Source organism: Pseudomonas sp. 1L-E-NC-VB-C3 (assembly GCF_057291535.1).
Genome location: NZ_JBXAWD010000002.1, coordinates 326,672 through 341,642 on the forward strand (window position 1 = coordinate 326,672; position 14,971 = coordinate 341,642).

The following is a 14,971-nucleotide window of genomic DNA, read 5'->3' on the forward strand; positions in this document are numbered from 1 at the left end:
AGCGTCCTGTCAGTCAATACAAGTGCTGACTGACCCACCGCCTTCGCGAGCAGGCTCGCTCCCACAGGAACTTGTTTTGGGTTCTTAGGCGGGGTAGGTCGGATAGTCGATATAACCCTCGGCACCACCGCCATACACCGTCGCCGGATTCAATTGGTTCAACGGCCAGTCATTGGCAATCCGCGCCGGCAGGTCCGGGTTGGCCATGAACGGCCGGCCAAACGCAACGAGATCGGCCAGCCCCGACTCAAGCAATTGCGCGCCGGTTTTGGCGGTGTAGCGACCGGCATAAATGATCGCGCCGCTGAACGTGTCGCGCACGGCCCGGCGAAAGGTCTGCGGCATCGCTGGCGCGTTGTCCCAGTCGGCTTCGGCGATCGACAGGTAGGCGATGCCGACGTCTTCAAGAATCTTGATCGCCGCAATGTAAGTTGTGTGCGGATCTTCCTCGACCAGGCCCAGATACGTCCGCGCTTCATCGGTTGTAGTGAACAACGGCGCGAAACGCACACCGACCTTGTCCTTGCCGATGCATTCGGCAACACCGGCCACCACTTCGCGCAAGAAGCGCAAGCGATTGTCCAGCGAGCCACCGTATTGATCGGTGCGCAGGTTGCTGTGGGCGGAGATGAACTGGTTGACCAGATAACCGTTGGCGCAGTGCAGTTCGATGCCATCGAAACCCGCATCCATCGCGTTGCGCGCGGCCTGGATATACAGCTGAATCAGTTCCTGCACTTCATCGGTGCTCAGCGCGCGCGGAGCAGACGGTGGCACCAGTTCACCGACACCAAGCGCGGTTTCGATGAACACGCTGACGCGGTCCGTCGCCATCGCAGAGGCCGACACCGGCGCATCACCATTAGGCTGCAACGCCGTGTGCGAGACCCGACCGACGTGCCAAAGCTGGGCGAAGATCACGCCATCCACCGCGTGCACCGCCTCGGTGACTTTGCGCCAACCGGCGATCTGCTCCGGCGTGTGAATGCCCGGCGTCCACGCATAACCCTGGCCACGCGGTTCGATCTGCGTGCCTTCGGTGACCAGCAAACCGGCACCGGCGCGCTGCTGGTAATACTCGGCCATCAATTCGTTGGCGACATTGCCCGGTTGCGTGCTGCGCTGGCGGGTGAGAGGTGGCAGGACGATGCGGTTTTTCAGGGTGTGTGCGCCCAATTTGGCAGGCGTGAAGAAAGCGTTTTTCATGGAGTAAGCCTGGAATCTGATTAGACCAGTCGACTAGTGACTGGGCAAAAAAACAACGCCGGGCGGTACGCACGCGGCGTTGATCGGGGTAGAGCGAGGGATTCAGCCGAGCATCTTCAACAGCTCTTCGGCAACGGCGGCGGAGCTGGCCGGGTTCTGGCCGGTGACCAGTTGACCGTCAGCCACCACATGCACCTGCCAATCGGCGACTTTCGAATAGCGCCCGCCCAGACGCTGGAATTCGTCTTCGATGAGGAACGGCACCACGTCAGTCAGACCAACAGCAGCTTCTTCGGCGTTAGTGAAACCGGTGACGTCGCGATCTTTGACGATCGGCTGGCCGTCAGCGCGCACCACATGACGCAACACGCCGGGTGCGTGGCAGACAAAACCGTGAGGTTTGTTGGCGCGGTCGAAGGCTTCGATCAGTGCAATCGAGGCCTTGTCTTCGGCCAGATCCCACAGCGGGCCGTGGCCGCCTGGGTAGAACACGGCGTCGAAATCTTCGGCCTTCACGTCAGCCAAACGGCCAGTGGTGGCGAGTGCCTGTTGTGCAGCCGGATCAGCGCGGAAGCGATCGGTTTCGGCAGTCTGCGCGCTTGGCTCATCGCTTTTCGGATCGAGCGGCGGCTGGCCGCCGGCAGGCGATACCAGCGTGACGTCGGCGCCGGCGTCCTTGAAGGCGTAGTAGGGCGCGGCGAACTCTTCCAGCCAGAAGCCGGTTTTCTTGCCGGTGTTGCCGAGTTGATCGTGGGAAGTCAGAACCATCAAGATTTTCATAGAGCACCCTTGGTTTGGTCAGGCATCGGCACAGGGCGAGGAATTCGCTCAGCGTCGGCACCGCATGAATTTGTGTCTCGGGGCGCAGCATAGGTTCCAATTAGACCAGTCGTCTAGTAATTTTTTCAGAAAATGTTTTTGCTCGTCGGTTATGGCAAACTCCCGGCCTTGAGAAGTATACGACTGGTCTATTGTCTGGAATTTTGCGCACCATGAAGCCGACCTTTGACGACACCCGCCAACACTTGCTCGACACCGGCCACCGGATGATGGCCGAGAAGGGCTTCACCAGCGTCGGCCTCAACGAGATCCTGCAGACCGCTGGCGTGCCCAAGGGCTCGTTCTATCACTACTTCAAATCCAAGGAGTTGTATGGCCAGGCGCTGCTCGAGGATTACTTCGTCGACTACCTCGCCGACATGGAGCGCCGCCTGACATTGCCTGGGCTGACTGCGTTCGAGCGTTTGATGGATTACTGGCAGGGCTGGCAGAACCGCTGCACCCTCGAAGGCCACGGCGATGAATGCCTGGTGGTGAAACTCAGCGCCGAAGTCGCCGACCTGTCCGAATCAATGCGCTTGACCTTGCGCGACGGCGCCGAACGCATCGTCGCGCGCATCACCGAATGCATCGAACAAGGCCAAAATGACAAAAGCCTGCCCGAGGGCGATGCGCGGAAGTTGGCAGAGACGCTGTATCAGCTCTGGCTCGGCGCGAGTCTGCTGAACAAACTGCAGCGCACCGGGCAGTCGCTGGAAACCTCGATGGCGATGACCCGGCATTTGCTTCATGTCTGAGCCTCGCCGCAGATCCCTTGTAGGAGTGAGCCTGCTCGCGAAGACGGCGGCACATTCAACATCTTCATTGCCTGATCCAACGCAATCGCGAGCAGGCTCACACCTACACTGCTTCGTGCTGAACCATCGATCTTCATTCAATCCACAATCCTGTGGGAGCGAGCCTGCTCGCGAAGACGGCGGCACATTCAACATCTTCATTGCCTGACCCAATGCATTCGCGAGCAGGCTCGCTCCCACAGGAGATCTGTGTTGATTGGTGGGATTGGAGATCAGCAGGCCATTCAAAACTCAGGCAGAACTGCTGTCCTCTTCAAGCAGTTGGGCAAACCACTGCGCATACGGCGTATTGCTCACCTTGAAACGGTTGTAATCCGGGCTGCCGTCATCCCACCACACCGGCCCGCGTTCACCCAGCCCAATCTTCGCCTCGTTGACGCGAGCTCTCGCTGACTTCAACGCCTGTGCATCCTCCGCACGCTTCGCCTCTTTGACCGCACGCCGCGCTGACATGAGTTCGGCTACAAACGCCTCACGCTCGGCGGCTGGCAACGATGGATTGCTGCAACGCCACAGCTGTTGCTTGACCACAAAATAGCGGCCATCGGGGGTGGTGGGGTACATGGGCGATATCCTGCGCGATCAAGTCTCAGACCGGGTAGGACAACTCGCCGATGAGTTTATCCAGCGTAATCGGATAATCGCGCACCCGTACGCCACAGGCGTTATAGATCGCGTTGGCGATGGCCGCCGCCGCGCCGCTGATACCCAGCTCGCCGACGCCTTTGGCCTTCAGCGGGGTGGCATACGGGTCGACTTCATCGAGAAAGATAACTTCTTGATGGGGAATGTCGGCGTGCACCGGCACCTCGTATCCGGCCAGATCGTGATTGACGAAAAAGCCGATTCGATGATCCACCGCCAGCTCTTCCATCAATGCCGCTCCTGCGCCCATAGTCATGCCGCCGATGATCTGGCTGCGCGCGGTTTTCGGATTGAGGATGCGCCCGGCGGCGCACACGGCCAGTTGTCGACGCAGGCGAATTTCGCCGGTCGCCGCATTGACCGCGACTTCGGCGAAATGCGCGCCGAAGGTCTGCTGGGCGAAGCGCTGGGCAAGGTCACCGTATTCCATGCGGTCCTCGCCCGTCAGCTCGCCATTGGCTGCGGCCCGAGCCAAGCCAACCTGCTGCGAGCCTGCGCGAATTTGTCCGTCGATAAACTCGGCTTGCTGCGGGTCAAACCCGACGGCGCGAGCAGCGGCTTCACGCAGTTTCACGCACGCGGCATACACGCCGGCAGTGGAGGAGGCTGCGCCCCACTGGCCGCCGGAGCCCGACGATTCCGGAAACCGCGAATCGCCCAAATGCACCACGACACGCTCCAGCGGCACGCCCATCATTTCGGCAGCGGTCTGGGCGATGATGGTGTAACTGCCGGTGCCGATGTCGGTCATGTCGGTTTCCACGGTGATGACGCCTTGACGATCGAGTCGCACCCGCGCCGCCGAAGCGGTGGTCGGTGCGCCGCGAATCGCCGAGGCCAGCCCGATGCCGATCAGCCAGCCATCCTCACGGCGCTGAGCGGGTTGAGGGTTGCGCTGACGCCAGCCAAAGCGTTCGGCCCCAGTGTTCAGGCATTCCACCAACTGCCGTTTGGAGAACGGCCGCGCCGGTTGCTCCGGATCGACCTGCGAATCGTTGAGGATGCGCAGCTGCAGCGGATCCATCTGCAGCTTTTCGGCCAGTTCATCCATGGCGATTTCCAGCGCCATCATCCCCGGTGCCTCGCCCGGCGCGCGCATCGCCGAACCCTCGGCGAGATCAAGCACGGCGAGATTCAAACGGGTCATGCGATTGGCCCCGGCGTAAAGCAAGCGGGTTGACGCGGTGGCCGCTTCGGCGCGACCACCGCGCAGATTGCCCGACCAGCTCTCATGGCCGATCGCCGTGATCACGCCGTCACGGTTGGCACCGATGCGCAGGCGCTGAAGCGTCGCCGGACGATGGGTCAGGTTGTTGAACATCAGCGGCCGCGGCAGCGCGACTTTCACCGGTCGCCCGGCATGTCGAGCCGCCAGGGATGCCAACACTGCGTCGCAAAGAATCGTGCCCTTACCGCCGAAACCGCCGCCGATATACGGCGAGATCAGGCGCACATCTTCCTTGGCGATACCGAGGGTTTTCGCCAGATCGCGCACGCCCCAGTTGATCTGTTGGATCGATGTCCACAAGGTCAACTGCGTGCCACTCCAACGGGCAATGGTTGCGTGCGGTTCCATCATCGCGTGGGCCTGGTCAGGCGTGCTGTAGTGCTGATCGATTTGCACTGGCGCAGCGTTGAAGGCGCCTTCGAAGTCACCGACGCTGGTCTGCGGCGGCGGGCCGAAACCGGCCGGTGGCGGTGGGGTTGCGGAGTCTTTCGCAGCCGCCAGATCGAATGAACCTGGTTCGGCCACGTAGCGGATGTCGAGCAAGCCGGCGGCCGCGCGGGCCTGTTCAAAAGTGTCTGCGACGACAATCGCCACGGCCTGGTGATAGTGATCGACCTGCGGCCCGGCCAAGGCCCTGGCTACGTAAAACTCGCCTTTGGCCAATGGCCCGGCGTTTTCGTAAGTGACGATGGCAATCACCCCGGACGCTTCCCGCGCTTGCGTCGAATCAATCGAGGCGATGCGCCCCTTGCCGATCCCGGCGCCGACGATATAGCCGTAAGCGGCGTCCGGCACCGCTGCGTTTTGCTCGTAGGCGTAGGGGGCGGTGCCGGTGGTTTTCAGCTTGCCGTCGATGCGGTTGGCAGGTTGGCCGATGACGTTCAGTTGGTCGATCGGATTGGAGCCGGCCGGGGTGTCGAATTTCATCTGCAAATTCCTTTCAGACAGGCTGGCGACGCCCACGTAGCTCGGCGCAGCCATCGATTGACGTCGGATCTCTACGAGCCTAGGCCATCGACGCGCTGCTGATAATGCGCGGTTTCAGGATGGAGTGATGAATCCCGCTCACCAATCCTGATCAACATTACAAATAAGAATACGTTTCAATTACTAATGCGACCGTATACCATGCGCCGCGTTTTCATTGGCGGTTTTGCCCTTCGTTCTGGCCTATTCGTAAAGGTTTTCACCTCATGCGTCGAACTCTGCTTTCCATTTGTGTGCTGCAGGCGTTGTCTTCTTCCTCGTGGGCTGAGTCAGCCGAACCGACTTCTTCAACGCTTGAGCTGGAAGCCACCGATGTGGTCGGCACAGCTGATTACGAACGGGCAGACGGCCCGGTGCAAGGCTACCGCGCGACCCGTTCGGCCAGCGCCACGCGCACCGACACCTCGATTCATGAAACCGCGCAATCGATCAGCGTGGTGACCAAGGATGCCGTTGAAGACCTCGGCGCGACGCGTTTGCAGGATGCGCTGGATTACGCCGGCGGCGTCGGGCGGGCGAACAATTTCGGTGGGCAGGGCCTGACCACGTTCACCGTGCGTGGCTTCACTACGGGTGAGTTCTACCGCAACGGTTTCCCGATCAACCGTGGCTACCCGAACATGCCCGACGCCAACACCATAGAACGCCTGGAAGTGCTGCGCGGTCCGGCGACCATGCTCTATGGCCGTGGCGACCCAGGCGGTACCTTCAACGTGGTGTCGAAACAGCCGTTGCCCGAGCGCACCGTTACGTTAGGCAGCCAGTTGAACGACCAAGGCATGAAGCGCGGCACCCTCGACGCTTCCGGTCCGCTCGATGAAGAAGGGCGCCTGGCCTATCGCTTGAATGTGGTGGGCGAGGGCGGCGATACCTTCCGCGATCATGTCGAGAACGAGCGCTACGGCATCACGCCGGTGCTGACCTGGCAGGCCACCGATGCGACCAAGCTGATTTTCGAAGGCGATTTCATGCGCAACAACGCGCCGCTCGATCGTGGCGTGACGCGCTACCCGGCGCAGATCGGCACCGCCTCGCGCGATACCTTCTTTGGCGAGAAGGACGTCGGCAAACTGCACAACGACAACAACATGGCGCAACTGCGTTTCGAGCACATGCTCAACGATGACTGGACCCTGGGCGGTGGATTCCAGTGGCTCGACGGCTCGCTCAAGGGCAACGCGATCGAGGCCAACGGCATTGCCGCTGACGGCCGCACGCTGGGGCGCAACTTCAACTACCGCAAGCTGGAATGGACCGACAAGGACACCCAGCTCAACCTCACCGGGCATTTCGACACTGGTGGTCTGCAGCACACCTTGCTCACCGGCATCGAGTACGAAGATTACGACTACAAGTCGATCATCCAGCGCTCCAGCGGCGCGGTCAGTGCCTACCCGATCGACATCTTCAATCCGGTTTACGGCCAGCCACGTCCGGCGCTGACCCGCACACCGACTCACGACAAGGAAAACCTCAAGACCTATGCGGCGTTCGTGCAGGATCAGGTCGCCCTGACCGACAAGCTCAAAGTCCTGGCCGGCGCGCGTTTCGAGCGCTTTGAGCATGACTATGAAACCTACGTGCCGGGCGGCAAGAGCTGGCAGGCCAGCGACAATGCCGTCACCCCGCGTATCGGCATCACCTACGATTTGACCGATACCCTAGCGGTGTACGCCAACACCGCGCGCTCGTTCAAGCCCAACACCGGCGCCAGTCGCGAAGGCGGCAGTTTCGCCCCGGAGAAAGGCAAGTCCTACGAGATGGGCGTGAAGTGGGAAGCGCTGGATCAGCAGTTGAGCGTCGACGCGGCGATCTACCAGATCGAAAAACGCAACGTGCTGACCACCGACCCGGTGGATTCGACCTTCAGCGTCGCCGCCGGTGAAGTGCGCAGCCGTGGTTTCGACGTCAATGTCACCGGCAATCTCACCCCGGAGTGGCGAGTAGTCGGCGGTTACGCTTACGTCGACGCCGAGGTGACCAAGGACAACACGCTGCGCTCCGGCACCCGACTGCTGAACATCCCGAAGAACAGCTTCAGCCTGCTCAACATGTACGAGTTCCAGGACGGCGCGCTCAAAGGTCTTGGCCTTGGCACCGGCCTGAAATACGTCGACGAGCGCGCCGGGCAGACCGCCAACACCGCGTTTTCCATGGGCAGTTACACCGTGGTCGACCTGCTGAGCTTCTACAAGGTCAACGACAAAGTGCGGCTCAACCTCGATGTGAAAAACATCTTCGATCGCGACTACGAAGAAGGCGCCTTCGGCAACGTTTACGCCTACCCGGGCGCGCCGCGAACCGTGCAGGTGGGGATTTCCTACACGCTGTAAATCGCCGCAGCGGTTGCCGCCGACTCATGGTGGCCTGAGAGTGGCATGTCGAAATCAGACATCGGCATGCCGCACTCAGGCTAGTTGCGCGGCGGTCGGGCCACGTAAGGTGAAGCATCATTTCGTCGGCAAAGCGTCTGCGTCGCTGCTTTCGCTCGAGTCGACCTAAGGAAATGATGATCGCCTGACGCACAGTCAGTGGCCCAAACGTCGATCATGAGAACAATAAGAACCCATGACTAGCCTGAACCCCAAGGACTCCAACGGTCAGTTGGCGCAAGGTTTCAAACCGCGTCACGTCACCATGCTTTCCATTGCCGGCATCATCGGCGCAGGACTTTTCGTTGGCTCAGGCCACGCCATTGCCGCCGCAGGACCTGCGGTGCTGCTCGCTTATCTGTTCTCCGGTCTGCTGGTCGTGCTGGTGATGCGCATGCTCGGCGAAATGGCTGTCGCGCATCCCGACACCGGCTCATTTTCCACCTACGCTGATCAAGCCATTGGCCGCTGGGCCGGGTTCACCATCGGCTGGCTGTATTGGTGGTTCTGGGTGCTGGTGATTCCCATCGAAGCACTGGCCGCCGGTCACGTGCTCAATCAGTGGTTTCCCCAGGTCGATGCCTGGTTGTTCGCCTTGCTGTCGATCGTCCTGCTGGTGATCACCAACCTGTTCAGCGTGTCGAAATACGGCGAGTTCGAATTCTGGTTCGCCATGGCCAAGGTCATCGCAATCATCGGTTTCATCGGCCTGGGTTTTGCGGTGCTGATGGGCTGGATTCCCGAGCGTGAAGCCAGTGGCTTGAGCACGCTGATGGCCGAGCACGGCGGCTTTGCGCCGAACGGCATGTCGGCGGTGGTTGGCGCGTTCATCACCATCATGTTCAGTTTCATCGGCACCGAAGCGGTGACCATTGCCGCTGCGGAATCGAACAATCCGGCGCAGAACATCGCCAAGGCCACGCGCTCGGTGATCTGGCGCATCGGCATTTTCTATCTGCTGTCGATCTTCGTGGTGATTTCCGTGGTGCCGTGGAATGACCCGCAACTTGCCTCGGTCGGTTCCTACCAGCGCGCACTGGAACTGATGAACATTCCCAACGCCAAATTCCTCGTCGACGTGGTCGTGTTGATCGCGGTGGCCAGTTGCATGAACTCCTCGATCTACATTTCCTCGCGCATGCTCTATTCGCTGGGCCGACGCGGCGATGCGCCGCCGGCATTGAAGGTGACTTCGGCGGCCGGCGTGCCACGCGCGGCGGTCATTGGCAGCACGGTGATCGGCGCAGGCGTGACCTTGCTCAGCTATTTCATGCCGGCCGGGCTGTTCCAGTTCCTGCTCGCCAGCTCCGGCGCAATCGCCTTGCTGGTGTATCTGGTGATCGCCATTTCGCAGTTGCGCATGCGCCGCCGACTGGAACGGGAAAAGGTCGAAATGACCCTGCGCATGTGGCTGTTTCCCTGGCTTACCTGGCTGGTCATCGCCTTCATCTGTGCGGCTTTGGCAGTGATGATGATCACCCCTGAACATCGCCTGGAAGTGACTTCGACCATTGGCTTGGCGCTGCTGATTTCCTTCGTCGGATTGATCAGCAGCCGCCAGCATGGGCCGGCGGGCAGAGTGGCGGCGGTGAGCAAAGCCTAAGCAAACAACGCCTTGAGCCCACGGGAAAACCAGCCGTTCGGGCTCGAAGGCAGATGCTCACGTTGATTGAATGAGCCCGTCAACGCGCAGGTTTCACCGGCGAGCGAGCCCATCAGTTGCGGCAGCAAAAAACTGCGTTCGCATTCGCTGGCGGACAGTCCGGTTTTCTCTTGCGGCCAAACGACGCTGGTTTCGGCAAACGGCTTCATGGCACACCTCCTCAAAATTCAAACATCCAGCACCAGGGTGTCGCTGCCCTGCGCCGGGGCGGCGCAGCAGATCAGCACTTCGTCGTCCGCCAGGCGCATGGCCGGCGGGGTGAGGTAATGCACCTGGCCGCTGGTAAGGCGGGTTTTGCAGGTGCCACAGGACCCGCCGCGACAGCTGAACTCAGGATTCAAGCCACGCGCCTCGGCCAGTTCCAGCAAGGTGCCGCTGCCCGGTTCCCAGCGTGCTTCCTTGCCGGACGTGGCAAACAGCACCTTGACCGGCTCTTCCGCGACCGGTACTTGCGGCGGCGCCGGGGTACTGATTTCGACATCGCGGATCAGCGTCGACGGGCCGAAGGTTTCGGCGTGGATGCGATCATCGGGAATGCGCATTTTGCGCAAGCCGTCGTACAGCGCCTGGGTAAAACTGCCCGGGCCGCACAGGTAGAAATCGTAGTCATCCAGCGGCAGCAGGCTCTTCAGCAAGGCGATGTCGATGCGCCCGGCATGATCGTAACCCTGCGCTGTTGCTTCCAGCGGCGGCTGGCTGACCACGCGCAGCACCTTGACCTTGTCACCGGCGCGTGCAGCCAAGGCGTCGATTTCTTCGCGAAAGGCCAGATCCTCGACGGTGCGACTGCTTTGCACGACCCAGGTCGGGCGCATGCGGCTGATGCGTTTGCCCTGATAGACCACCTCGCGCAGCATCGACAGCAACGGCGTCACCCCAACCCCTGCGGCCAACAGCACCAGTGGCCGGCGTTCGGTGGCGTCGACGGTGAAATCGCCTTGCGGCGCGCGGGCTTCGATCAAATCCAGTGCCCGGACCCGATCATGCAGATGCGAAGACACCGAGCCATCGCGTTTAACGCTGATACGTAGGAATTCATCCGACGGCGCGCTGGACACGCTGTAGGTGCGGATCGACGCGGCATCTTGGCCGTCGAGCAAGACCTTGATCGGCAAGTGCTGGCCCGGTTCGAAGCGCGGCAGGCCGAAGCCATCGTTGGCTTGCAGATAAAACGAACGGATCTGCGGACTCTCATCGACCACCCGCGTGACGTGCAGCGCGCGCCATTGGTTGCGCAGCGCCTCGGCCTGCAGACGCTCGCGGGTCTGCTCCCAGCTGCCGGTCATTTGCGAATTGGGCGAATCGCCTTCCGGCTGCTCGGCCCAGCGCAGTGGCAATGCGGCCTGACGGTAAACGATGCGCTGCGGCTTGAAGCGCCACAGGCGCTCGGCGCCCTGGAACGCGGCGATTTGCGGATCGTCGAGCAGCACTTCTGCGCTGCCGGTCATCTGCAACAGATCGCCGCTTTCAAAATCGATGAAGGTCAACCCGGCGCGCGGGTTGAGCAGGATGTTGCCCAGGGTGTTGAAGAACAGATTGCCGGAGAAATCCGGGATGGTAAGGGTGCCGTCTTCGTCCATATGGACGAAACCGGATTTGCCGCCGCGATGGGACACATCGACCTGGCGCTCGCCGTCGCGCACCACGTAAGTGGCCACGTAGAACGAGTCGGCGGCAGTGATCATGTCGCGCACCAAGGGTTCGCTGACAGGCAAGTCGAGCGCGGTGTCGGTGGTCTCGTCGACGAAGGCGTAATGGCGCAGATTGATGTAGCGCGGGCAGTTGCCGTAAGCCTGGGTCACGCCGATCTCAAGAATGTTGTCATCGCGGCGGCTGATGTTGCCGTTCATGCGATTGCGCCGACGGGTGTGCAGCTCGATGCCGAGCATGCCGATCGCGTCGCCGGGCTGCAGACCTTGATTGGCCGGGTCATTGGGCTGGGCGTCGAGTTTGATCTTCAGCACCTGCGGCGACGGCGAATCCATGAAGCCCGGTTGACCGGTGCGCAGCGTTGCCCACGGATCGCCCTGGCTGTCGACAGCGCCGAGTACGACAAAGGGCAGTTGCGCATAGAACTCACGGTGCTGGTCCGGCATCCAGTCGCGGGCCAGTTGCCGCTGGCCGACACCGACCATCATCTCCACCGCGCCGACGGCACGTTGCAGGGTCAGCTCACCTTCATGCCAGGGCGAGGGCTGCGGTTTCGACGCTGTGTCCATTTCGATTCTCCTCGGGTGCAAACGGGCCGGTGAGCCGCCAGGGGCTGAAGCTCAAGTGGGCTCATGTTCGCCCTCGGCCCGTTGCGTGGGAATGGCCAGAAACTGCAATCCACTGTTTCACTCGGTGAAATGATCCCTGCGCGCGCCTAAGGAGGCGGGTGATTATTTCACTGGCTGAAATGCTCGATTGTATTTGCTGAGGATTCCGCGATTTGCGGCAGGGGAGCAGGATGAGCCCCATCGACACGATCAGCGGGTCGACCTCAAATAATCCAGGAGCACGTCATGTCCCAGTCAGCCGTCAAACTGTACCGCCATCCGTTGTCCGGCCACTCGCACCGCGTCGAGTTGATGTTGTCCCTGCTGGACGTTCCGACCGAACTGGTGTTCGTCGACCTGATGAAAGGCGCACACAAAACCCCTGAATTCCTCGCCCTCAACCGTTTCGGCCAAGTACCGGTGATTGACGACAACGGTACGGTGCTCGCTGATTCCAACGGCATTCTGGTTTATCTGGCGAGCAAATACGGCAACGGCCAGTGGCTGCCGAGCGATCCGGTCGAGCAAGCCAAGGTGCAGCGCTGGTTATCGGTGGCTGCCGGGCAGATCAGCTCCGGCCCGGCCACGGCGCGCTTGATCACTGTGTTCGGCGCCGGTTACGACGCGGCTGATGCGATCAAGCGTTCCCATGCGTTGTTGCAGGTGATGGAAGACGAGTTGGCCAACAGCGCATTCCTTGCCGGCGACAAGGCAACCGTTGCCGATGTGGCCGCCTACACTTACGTCGCCCACGCACCGGAAGGCAATGTCTCGCTTGAGGATTACCCGAATGTGCGGGCGTGGCTCGGGCGGGTCGAGGCGCTGCCGAAATTCGTTGGCATGCAGCGCACAGCGGTGGGCCTGCAAAGCGCTTGATTCACAACGATGCACATCCCCTGTGGGAGCGAGCCTGCTCGCGAAAGCGGTGTGTCATTCACCGGTGATGTTGACTGACAGAATGCCTTCGCGAGCAGGCTCGCTCCCACGGGTTTGGCGTCAGCTGTCCCATCCATGCATTGGAAGACACTGTCTCGCTGGAGGAATATCCGAATGTGCGGGCGTACTGGCGGGAGTTGAAGCATTGCCCAAATTTAACTCTGTACACCAAACCCTGTGGGAGCGAGCCTGCTCGCGAAAGCGGTGTGTCATGCAACGGTGATGTTGACTGACGGAAAGCTTTCGCGAGCAGGCTCGCTCCCACATGATTTCACTGTGTTTTCGAGGTTTTTTACAGGTCCCCAGCTATGGATCGTTTTCAGGAAATGCGCATGTTCCTGGCCGTGGCCGAGGAGGGCGGCTTTGCGGCGGCGGCCCGGCGTTTGAACACCTCGCCACCCAGCGTCACCCGCGCCATTGCTGCGCTGGAACAACGCATCGGCACGCGTCTGTTGTCGCGCACCACGCGCAGCCTGCACCTGACCGAAGCCGGGCATCGTTATCTGGACGATTGCCGAAGAATTCTGTGCGACGTCGACGAAGCCGAAGAGGCCGCTGCCGGCAGTTATCGGGTGCCGTGCGGGCACTTGAGCGTGACCGCGTCGGTGTTGTTTGGCGAGTTGTTCATCGCGCCGTTGCTGGCGCAATACGTCGATGCGTTTCCTTCGGTGCATCTGAAGGCTTTGCTGGTTGATCGCGTGGTGAACATGGCGGAAGAGGGTATCGATGTCGCCGTGCGCATCGGCCATTTGCACGAGAACAATCAGCATGCAATCAAGGTCGGCGAGGTCCGTCAGGTGATCTGCGGCACCCCCGATTACTTCGCCCGCTATGGCCGACCGCAACATCCGAACGAGCTGAGCCGCGCCAATATCGTCATGTCGTCCGCCAGTCATTTGCTCAGCGATTGGCAATTCGCCCATGCCGACGGGCCGTTGAGCTTTCGCTTCGAACCGCGCCTGGTGGTCACCGCGAATCAGGCGGCAATCAACATCGCCAGTTCCGGTTGGGGCATTACCCGGGTGCTGTCTTATCAAGTCGCCAGCCAGGTTGCGGCCGGTGAACTGGAATTGGTGTTGCAGGCCTTTGAGCCGCCGGCGTTACCGGTGCAACTGGTCTATCTGAAACATCCGCGCGTACCGGCGAAGGTGCGCACGTTTGTCGATTTCCTCAGCGAACGTCTACAACATCATCCAGCGCTGAAAGCCGTGAACAGGGTTCACGGCTAAGGCTTCAAGTTTCAATTCAGCGATGAATCACTTCGCGGCCGCAGCGGTTTCGATCAGGCTGGCAACGGCTTTCGGGTTGGACACCATCACCACGTGCGAAGCGCCTTTGACCACGACGGTCTGCTTGGAGTGCGCGCGCTCGGCCATGAACGCCAAGGCTTGCGCCGGGATGTTCTTGTCCTGGTCACCGTAGACGAAGTACGACGGCACGGTTTTCCATGCAGGCTCGGTGGCGGCTTCGTTGAGCGCGGCGACGGTCACCGGGCGTTGCGTGGCGGCCATCAACTTCGCATCTGCCTGGGAAACATCAGCTGCGAACTGCTCATGGAATTTGTCCTGCTGGATGTACAAATCCTTGCCACCATCGCTCAGCTCAACCGGGGCCGACAGGGTCGGGCCGAGGGTGCTGCCAGGGAAACGCCCGGACAGCTCAGCGGCGGTTTCACCCTTTTCCGGTGCAAAAGCTGCGACGTACACCAGCGCTTTGACATTGGCATTGCCGTAAGCGGCTTCGCTGATCACCGGGCCACCGTAAGAATGGCCGACCAACACCACCGAGGTTTTCACGCTGGCCAGCACATCCGCCACTGATTGCGCATCACTCTTGACCGAGCGCAGCGGGTTCGCGGCGGCGATCACCGGATAGCCATCCTTCTCGAGAATCTTGACCACGCCGTTCCAGCTGCTCGAATCGGCAAAGGCACCGTGCACCAGCACCACGGTAGGTTTGACCGGCGCGGCGAACGCAGCGGTGGCGCCGAACATGGCGGCGGTAAGGGCGAGGGTAGCGAAGACTTTGTTCATCGTGAT

General features: G+C 61.2%; 12 protein-coding genes. 5 read left to right on the forward strand and 7 right to left on the reverse strand.

All coding sequences use genetic code 11. From position 1 onward, the window contains the following. Positions 1-84: 84 nt before the first annotated feature. Together AC0Z5Z_RS04800 and AC0Z5Z_RS04805 are read right to left on the reverse strand one after the other, a co-directional pair. On the reverse strand, positions 85-1,206 hold the full coding sequence (locus tag AC0Z5Z_RS04800) for an alkene reductase (RefSeq protein WP_485610776.1): 1,122 nt from the start codon (positions 1,204-1,206) through the stop codon (positions 85-87). A 102-nt stretch (positions 1,207-1,308) separates the two neighbouring features. Continuing rightward, on the reverse strand, positions 1,309-1,986 hold the full coding sequence (locus tag AC0Z5Z_RS04805; protein WP_485610777.1) for a type 1 glutamine amidotransferase domain-containing protein: 678 nt from the start codon (positions 1,984-1,986) through the stop codon (positions 1,309-1,311). A gap of 212 nt (positions 1,987-2,198) precedes the next feature. Between AC0Z5Z_RS04805 and AC0Z5Z_RS04810 the strand changes: the two genes are divergently transcribed. After that, positions 2,199-2,783, forward strand: coding sequence for a TetR/AcrR family transcriptional regulator (locus AC0Z5Z_RS04810; RefSeq protein WP_041480321.1), 585 nt, complete (start codon positions 2,199-2,201; stop codon positions 2,781-2,783). A gap of 291 nt (positions 2,784-3,074) precedes the next feature. On the opposite strand, the gene AC0Z5Z_RS04815 is transcribed toward AC0Z5Z_RS04810, so the two are convergent. Together AC0Z5Z_RS04815 and paoC are read right to left on the reverse strand one after the other, a co-directional pair. After that, positions 3,075-3,407, reverse strand: a complete 333-nt coding sequence (locus AC0Z5Z_RS04815; RefSeq protein ID WP_485610778.1) for a hypothetical protein — start codon at positions 3,405-3,407, stop codon at positions 3,075-3,077. A 25-nt stretch (positions 3,408-3,432) separates the two neighbouring features. After that, positions 3,433-5,643, reverse strand: coding sequence for an aldehyde oxidoreductase molybdenum-binding subunit PaoC (gene paoC / locus AC0Z5Z_RS04820; protein WP_485610779.1), 2,211 nt, complete (start codon positions 5,641-5,643; stop codon positions 3,433-3,435). Between the two features lie 266 nt (positions 5,644-5,909). On the opposite strand from paoC, the gene AC0Z5Z_RS04825 reads away from it, so the two are divergent. Both AC0Z5Z_RS04825 and gabP read left to right on the forward strand, forming a co-directional pair. Further along, positions 5,910-8,036, forward strand: coding sequence for a TonB-dependent siderophore receptor (locus tag AC0Z5Z_RS04825; RefSeq protein ID WP_485610780.1), 2,127 nt, complete (start codon positions 5,910-5,912; stop codon positions 8,034-8,036). 235 nt (positions 8,037-8,271) lie between these two features. Further along, complete coding sequence (gabP, locus tag AC0Z5Z_RS04830; RefSeq protein WP_423519323.1) at positions 8,272-9,678, forward strand: GABA permease; 1,407 nt, start codon at positions 8,272-8,274, stop codon at positions 9,676-9,678. Here the strand turns inward: gabP and AC0Z5Z_RS04835 are convergent. Both AC0Z5Z_RS04835 and AC0Z5Z_RS04840 read right to left on the reverse strand, forming a co-directional pair. After that, positions 9,675-9,887 (reverse strand): hypothetical protein, encoded by a 213-nt coding sequence (locus tag AC0Z5Z_RS04835; RefSeq protein ID WP_041480326.1) that lies wholly within the window; start codon positions 9,885-9,887, stop codon positions 9,675-9,677. The two genes, gabP and AC0Z5Z_RS04835, sit on opposite strands and share 4 nt — an antisense overlap. A gap of 18 nt (positions 9,888-9,905) precedes the next feature. After that, positions 9,906-11,957, reverse strand: coding sequence for a 2Fe-2S iron-sulfur cluster-binding protein (locus AC0Z5Z_RS04840; protein WP_460095368.1), 2,052 nt, complete (start codon positions 11,955-11,957; stop codon positions 9,906-9,908). A gap of 285 nt (positions 11,958-12,242) precedes the next feature. On the opposite strand from AC0Z5Z_RS04840, the gene AC0Z5Z_RS04845 reads away from it, so the two are divergent. Together AC0Z5Z_RS04845 and AC0Z5Z_RS04850 are read left to right on the forward strand one after the other, a co-directional pair. Further along, positions 12,243-12,872, forward strand: a complete 630-nt coding sequence (locus AC0Z5Z_RS04845) for a glutathione S-transferase family protein (protein WP_252886230.1) — start codon at positions 12,243-12,245, stop codon at positions 12,870-12,872. A gap of 368 nt (positions 12,873-13,240) precedes the next feature. Further along, positions 13,241-14,161, forward strand: a complete 921-nt coding sequence (locus AC0Z5Z_RS04850) for a LysR family transcriptional regulator (RefSeq protein ID WP_016774781.1) — start codon at positions 13,241-13,243, stop codon at positions 14,159-14,161. Positions 14,162-14,188: 27 nt separating this feature from the next. Here AC0Z5Z_RS04850 and AC0Z5Z_RS04855 read toward each other — a convergent pair whose 3' ends face one another. Beyond that, the gene (locus AC0Z5Z_RS04855) at positions 14,189-14,965 is read right to left on the reverse strand and encodes an alpha/beta fold hydrolase (protein WP_485610781.1); all 777 of its coding nucleotides are present in this window, start codon (positions 14,963-14,965) and stop codon (positions 14,189-14,191) included. Positions 14,966-14,971: the final 6 nt, after the last annotated feature.

Bases quoted from the DNA above. Each gene is read 5' to 3' on its own strand.
- AC0Z5Z_RS04800 (WP_485610776.1), bottom strand. From the start codon at position 1,206: ATGAAAAACGCTTTCTTCACGCCTGCCAAATTGGGCGCACACACCCTG.
- AC0Z5Z_RS04805 (WP_485610777.1), bottom strand. From the start codon at position 1,986: ATGAAAATCTTGATGGTTCTGACTTCCCACGATCAACTCGGCAACACC.
- AC0Z5Z_RS04810 (WP_041480321.1), top strand. From the start codon at position 2,199: ATGAAGCCGACCTTTGACGACACCCGCCAACACTTGCTCGACACCGGC.
- AC0Z5Z_RS04815 (WP_485610778.1), bottom strand. From the start codon at position 3,407: ATGTACCCCACCACCCCCGATGGCCGCTATTTTGTGGTCAAGCAACAG.
- paoC (WP_485610779.1), bottom strand. From the start codon at position 5,643: ATGAAATTCGACACCCCGGCCGGCTCCAATCCGATCGACCAACTGAAC.
- AC0Z5Z_RS04825 (WP_485610780.1), top strand. From the start codon at position 5,910: ATGCGTCGAACTCTGCTTTCCATTTGTGTGCTGCAGGCGTTGTCTTCT.
- gabP (WP_423519323.1), top strand. From the start codon at position 8,272: ATGACTAGCCTGAACCCCAAGGACTCCAACGGTCAGTTGGCGCAAGGT.
- AC0Z5Z_RS04835 (WP_041480326.1), bottom strand. From the start codon at position 9,887: ATGAAGCCGTTTGCCGAAACCAGCGTCGTTTGGCCGCAAGAGAAAACC.
- AC0Z5Z_RS04840 (WP_460095368.1), bottom strand. From the start codon at position 11,957: ATGGACACAGCGTCGAAACCGCAGCCCTCGCCCTGGCATGAAGGTGAG.
- AC0Z5Z_RS04845 (WP_252886230.1), top strand. From the start codon at position 12,243: ATGTCCCAGTCAGCCGTCAAACTGTACCGCCATCCGTTGTCCGGCCAC.
- AC0Z5Z_RS04850 (WP_016774781.1), top strand. From the start codon at position 13,241: ATGGATCGTTTTCAGGAAATGCGCATGTTCCTGGCCGTGGCCGAGGAG.
- AC0Z5Z_RS04855 (WP_485610781.1), bottom strand. From the start codon at position 14,965: ATGAACAAAGTCTTCGCTACCCTCGCCCTTACCGCCGCCATGTTCGGC.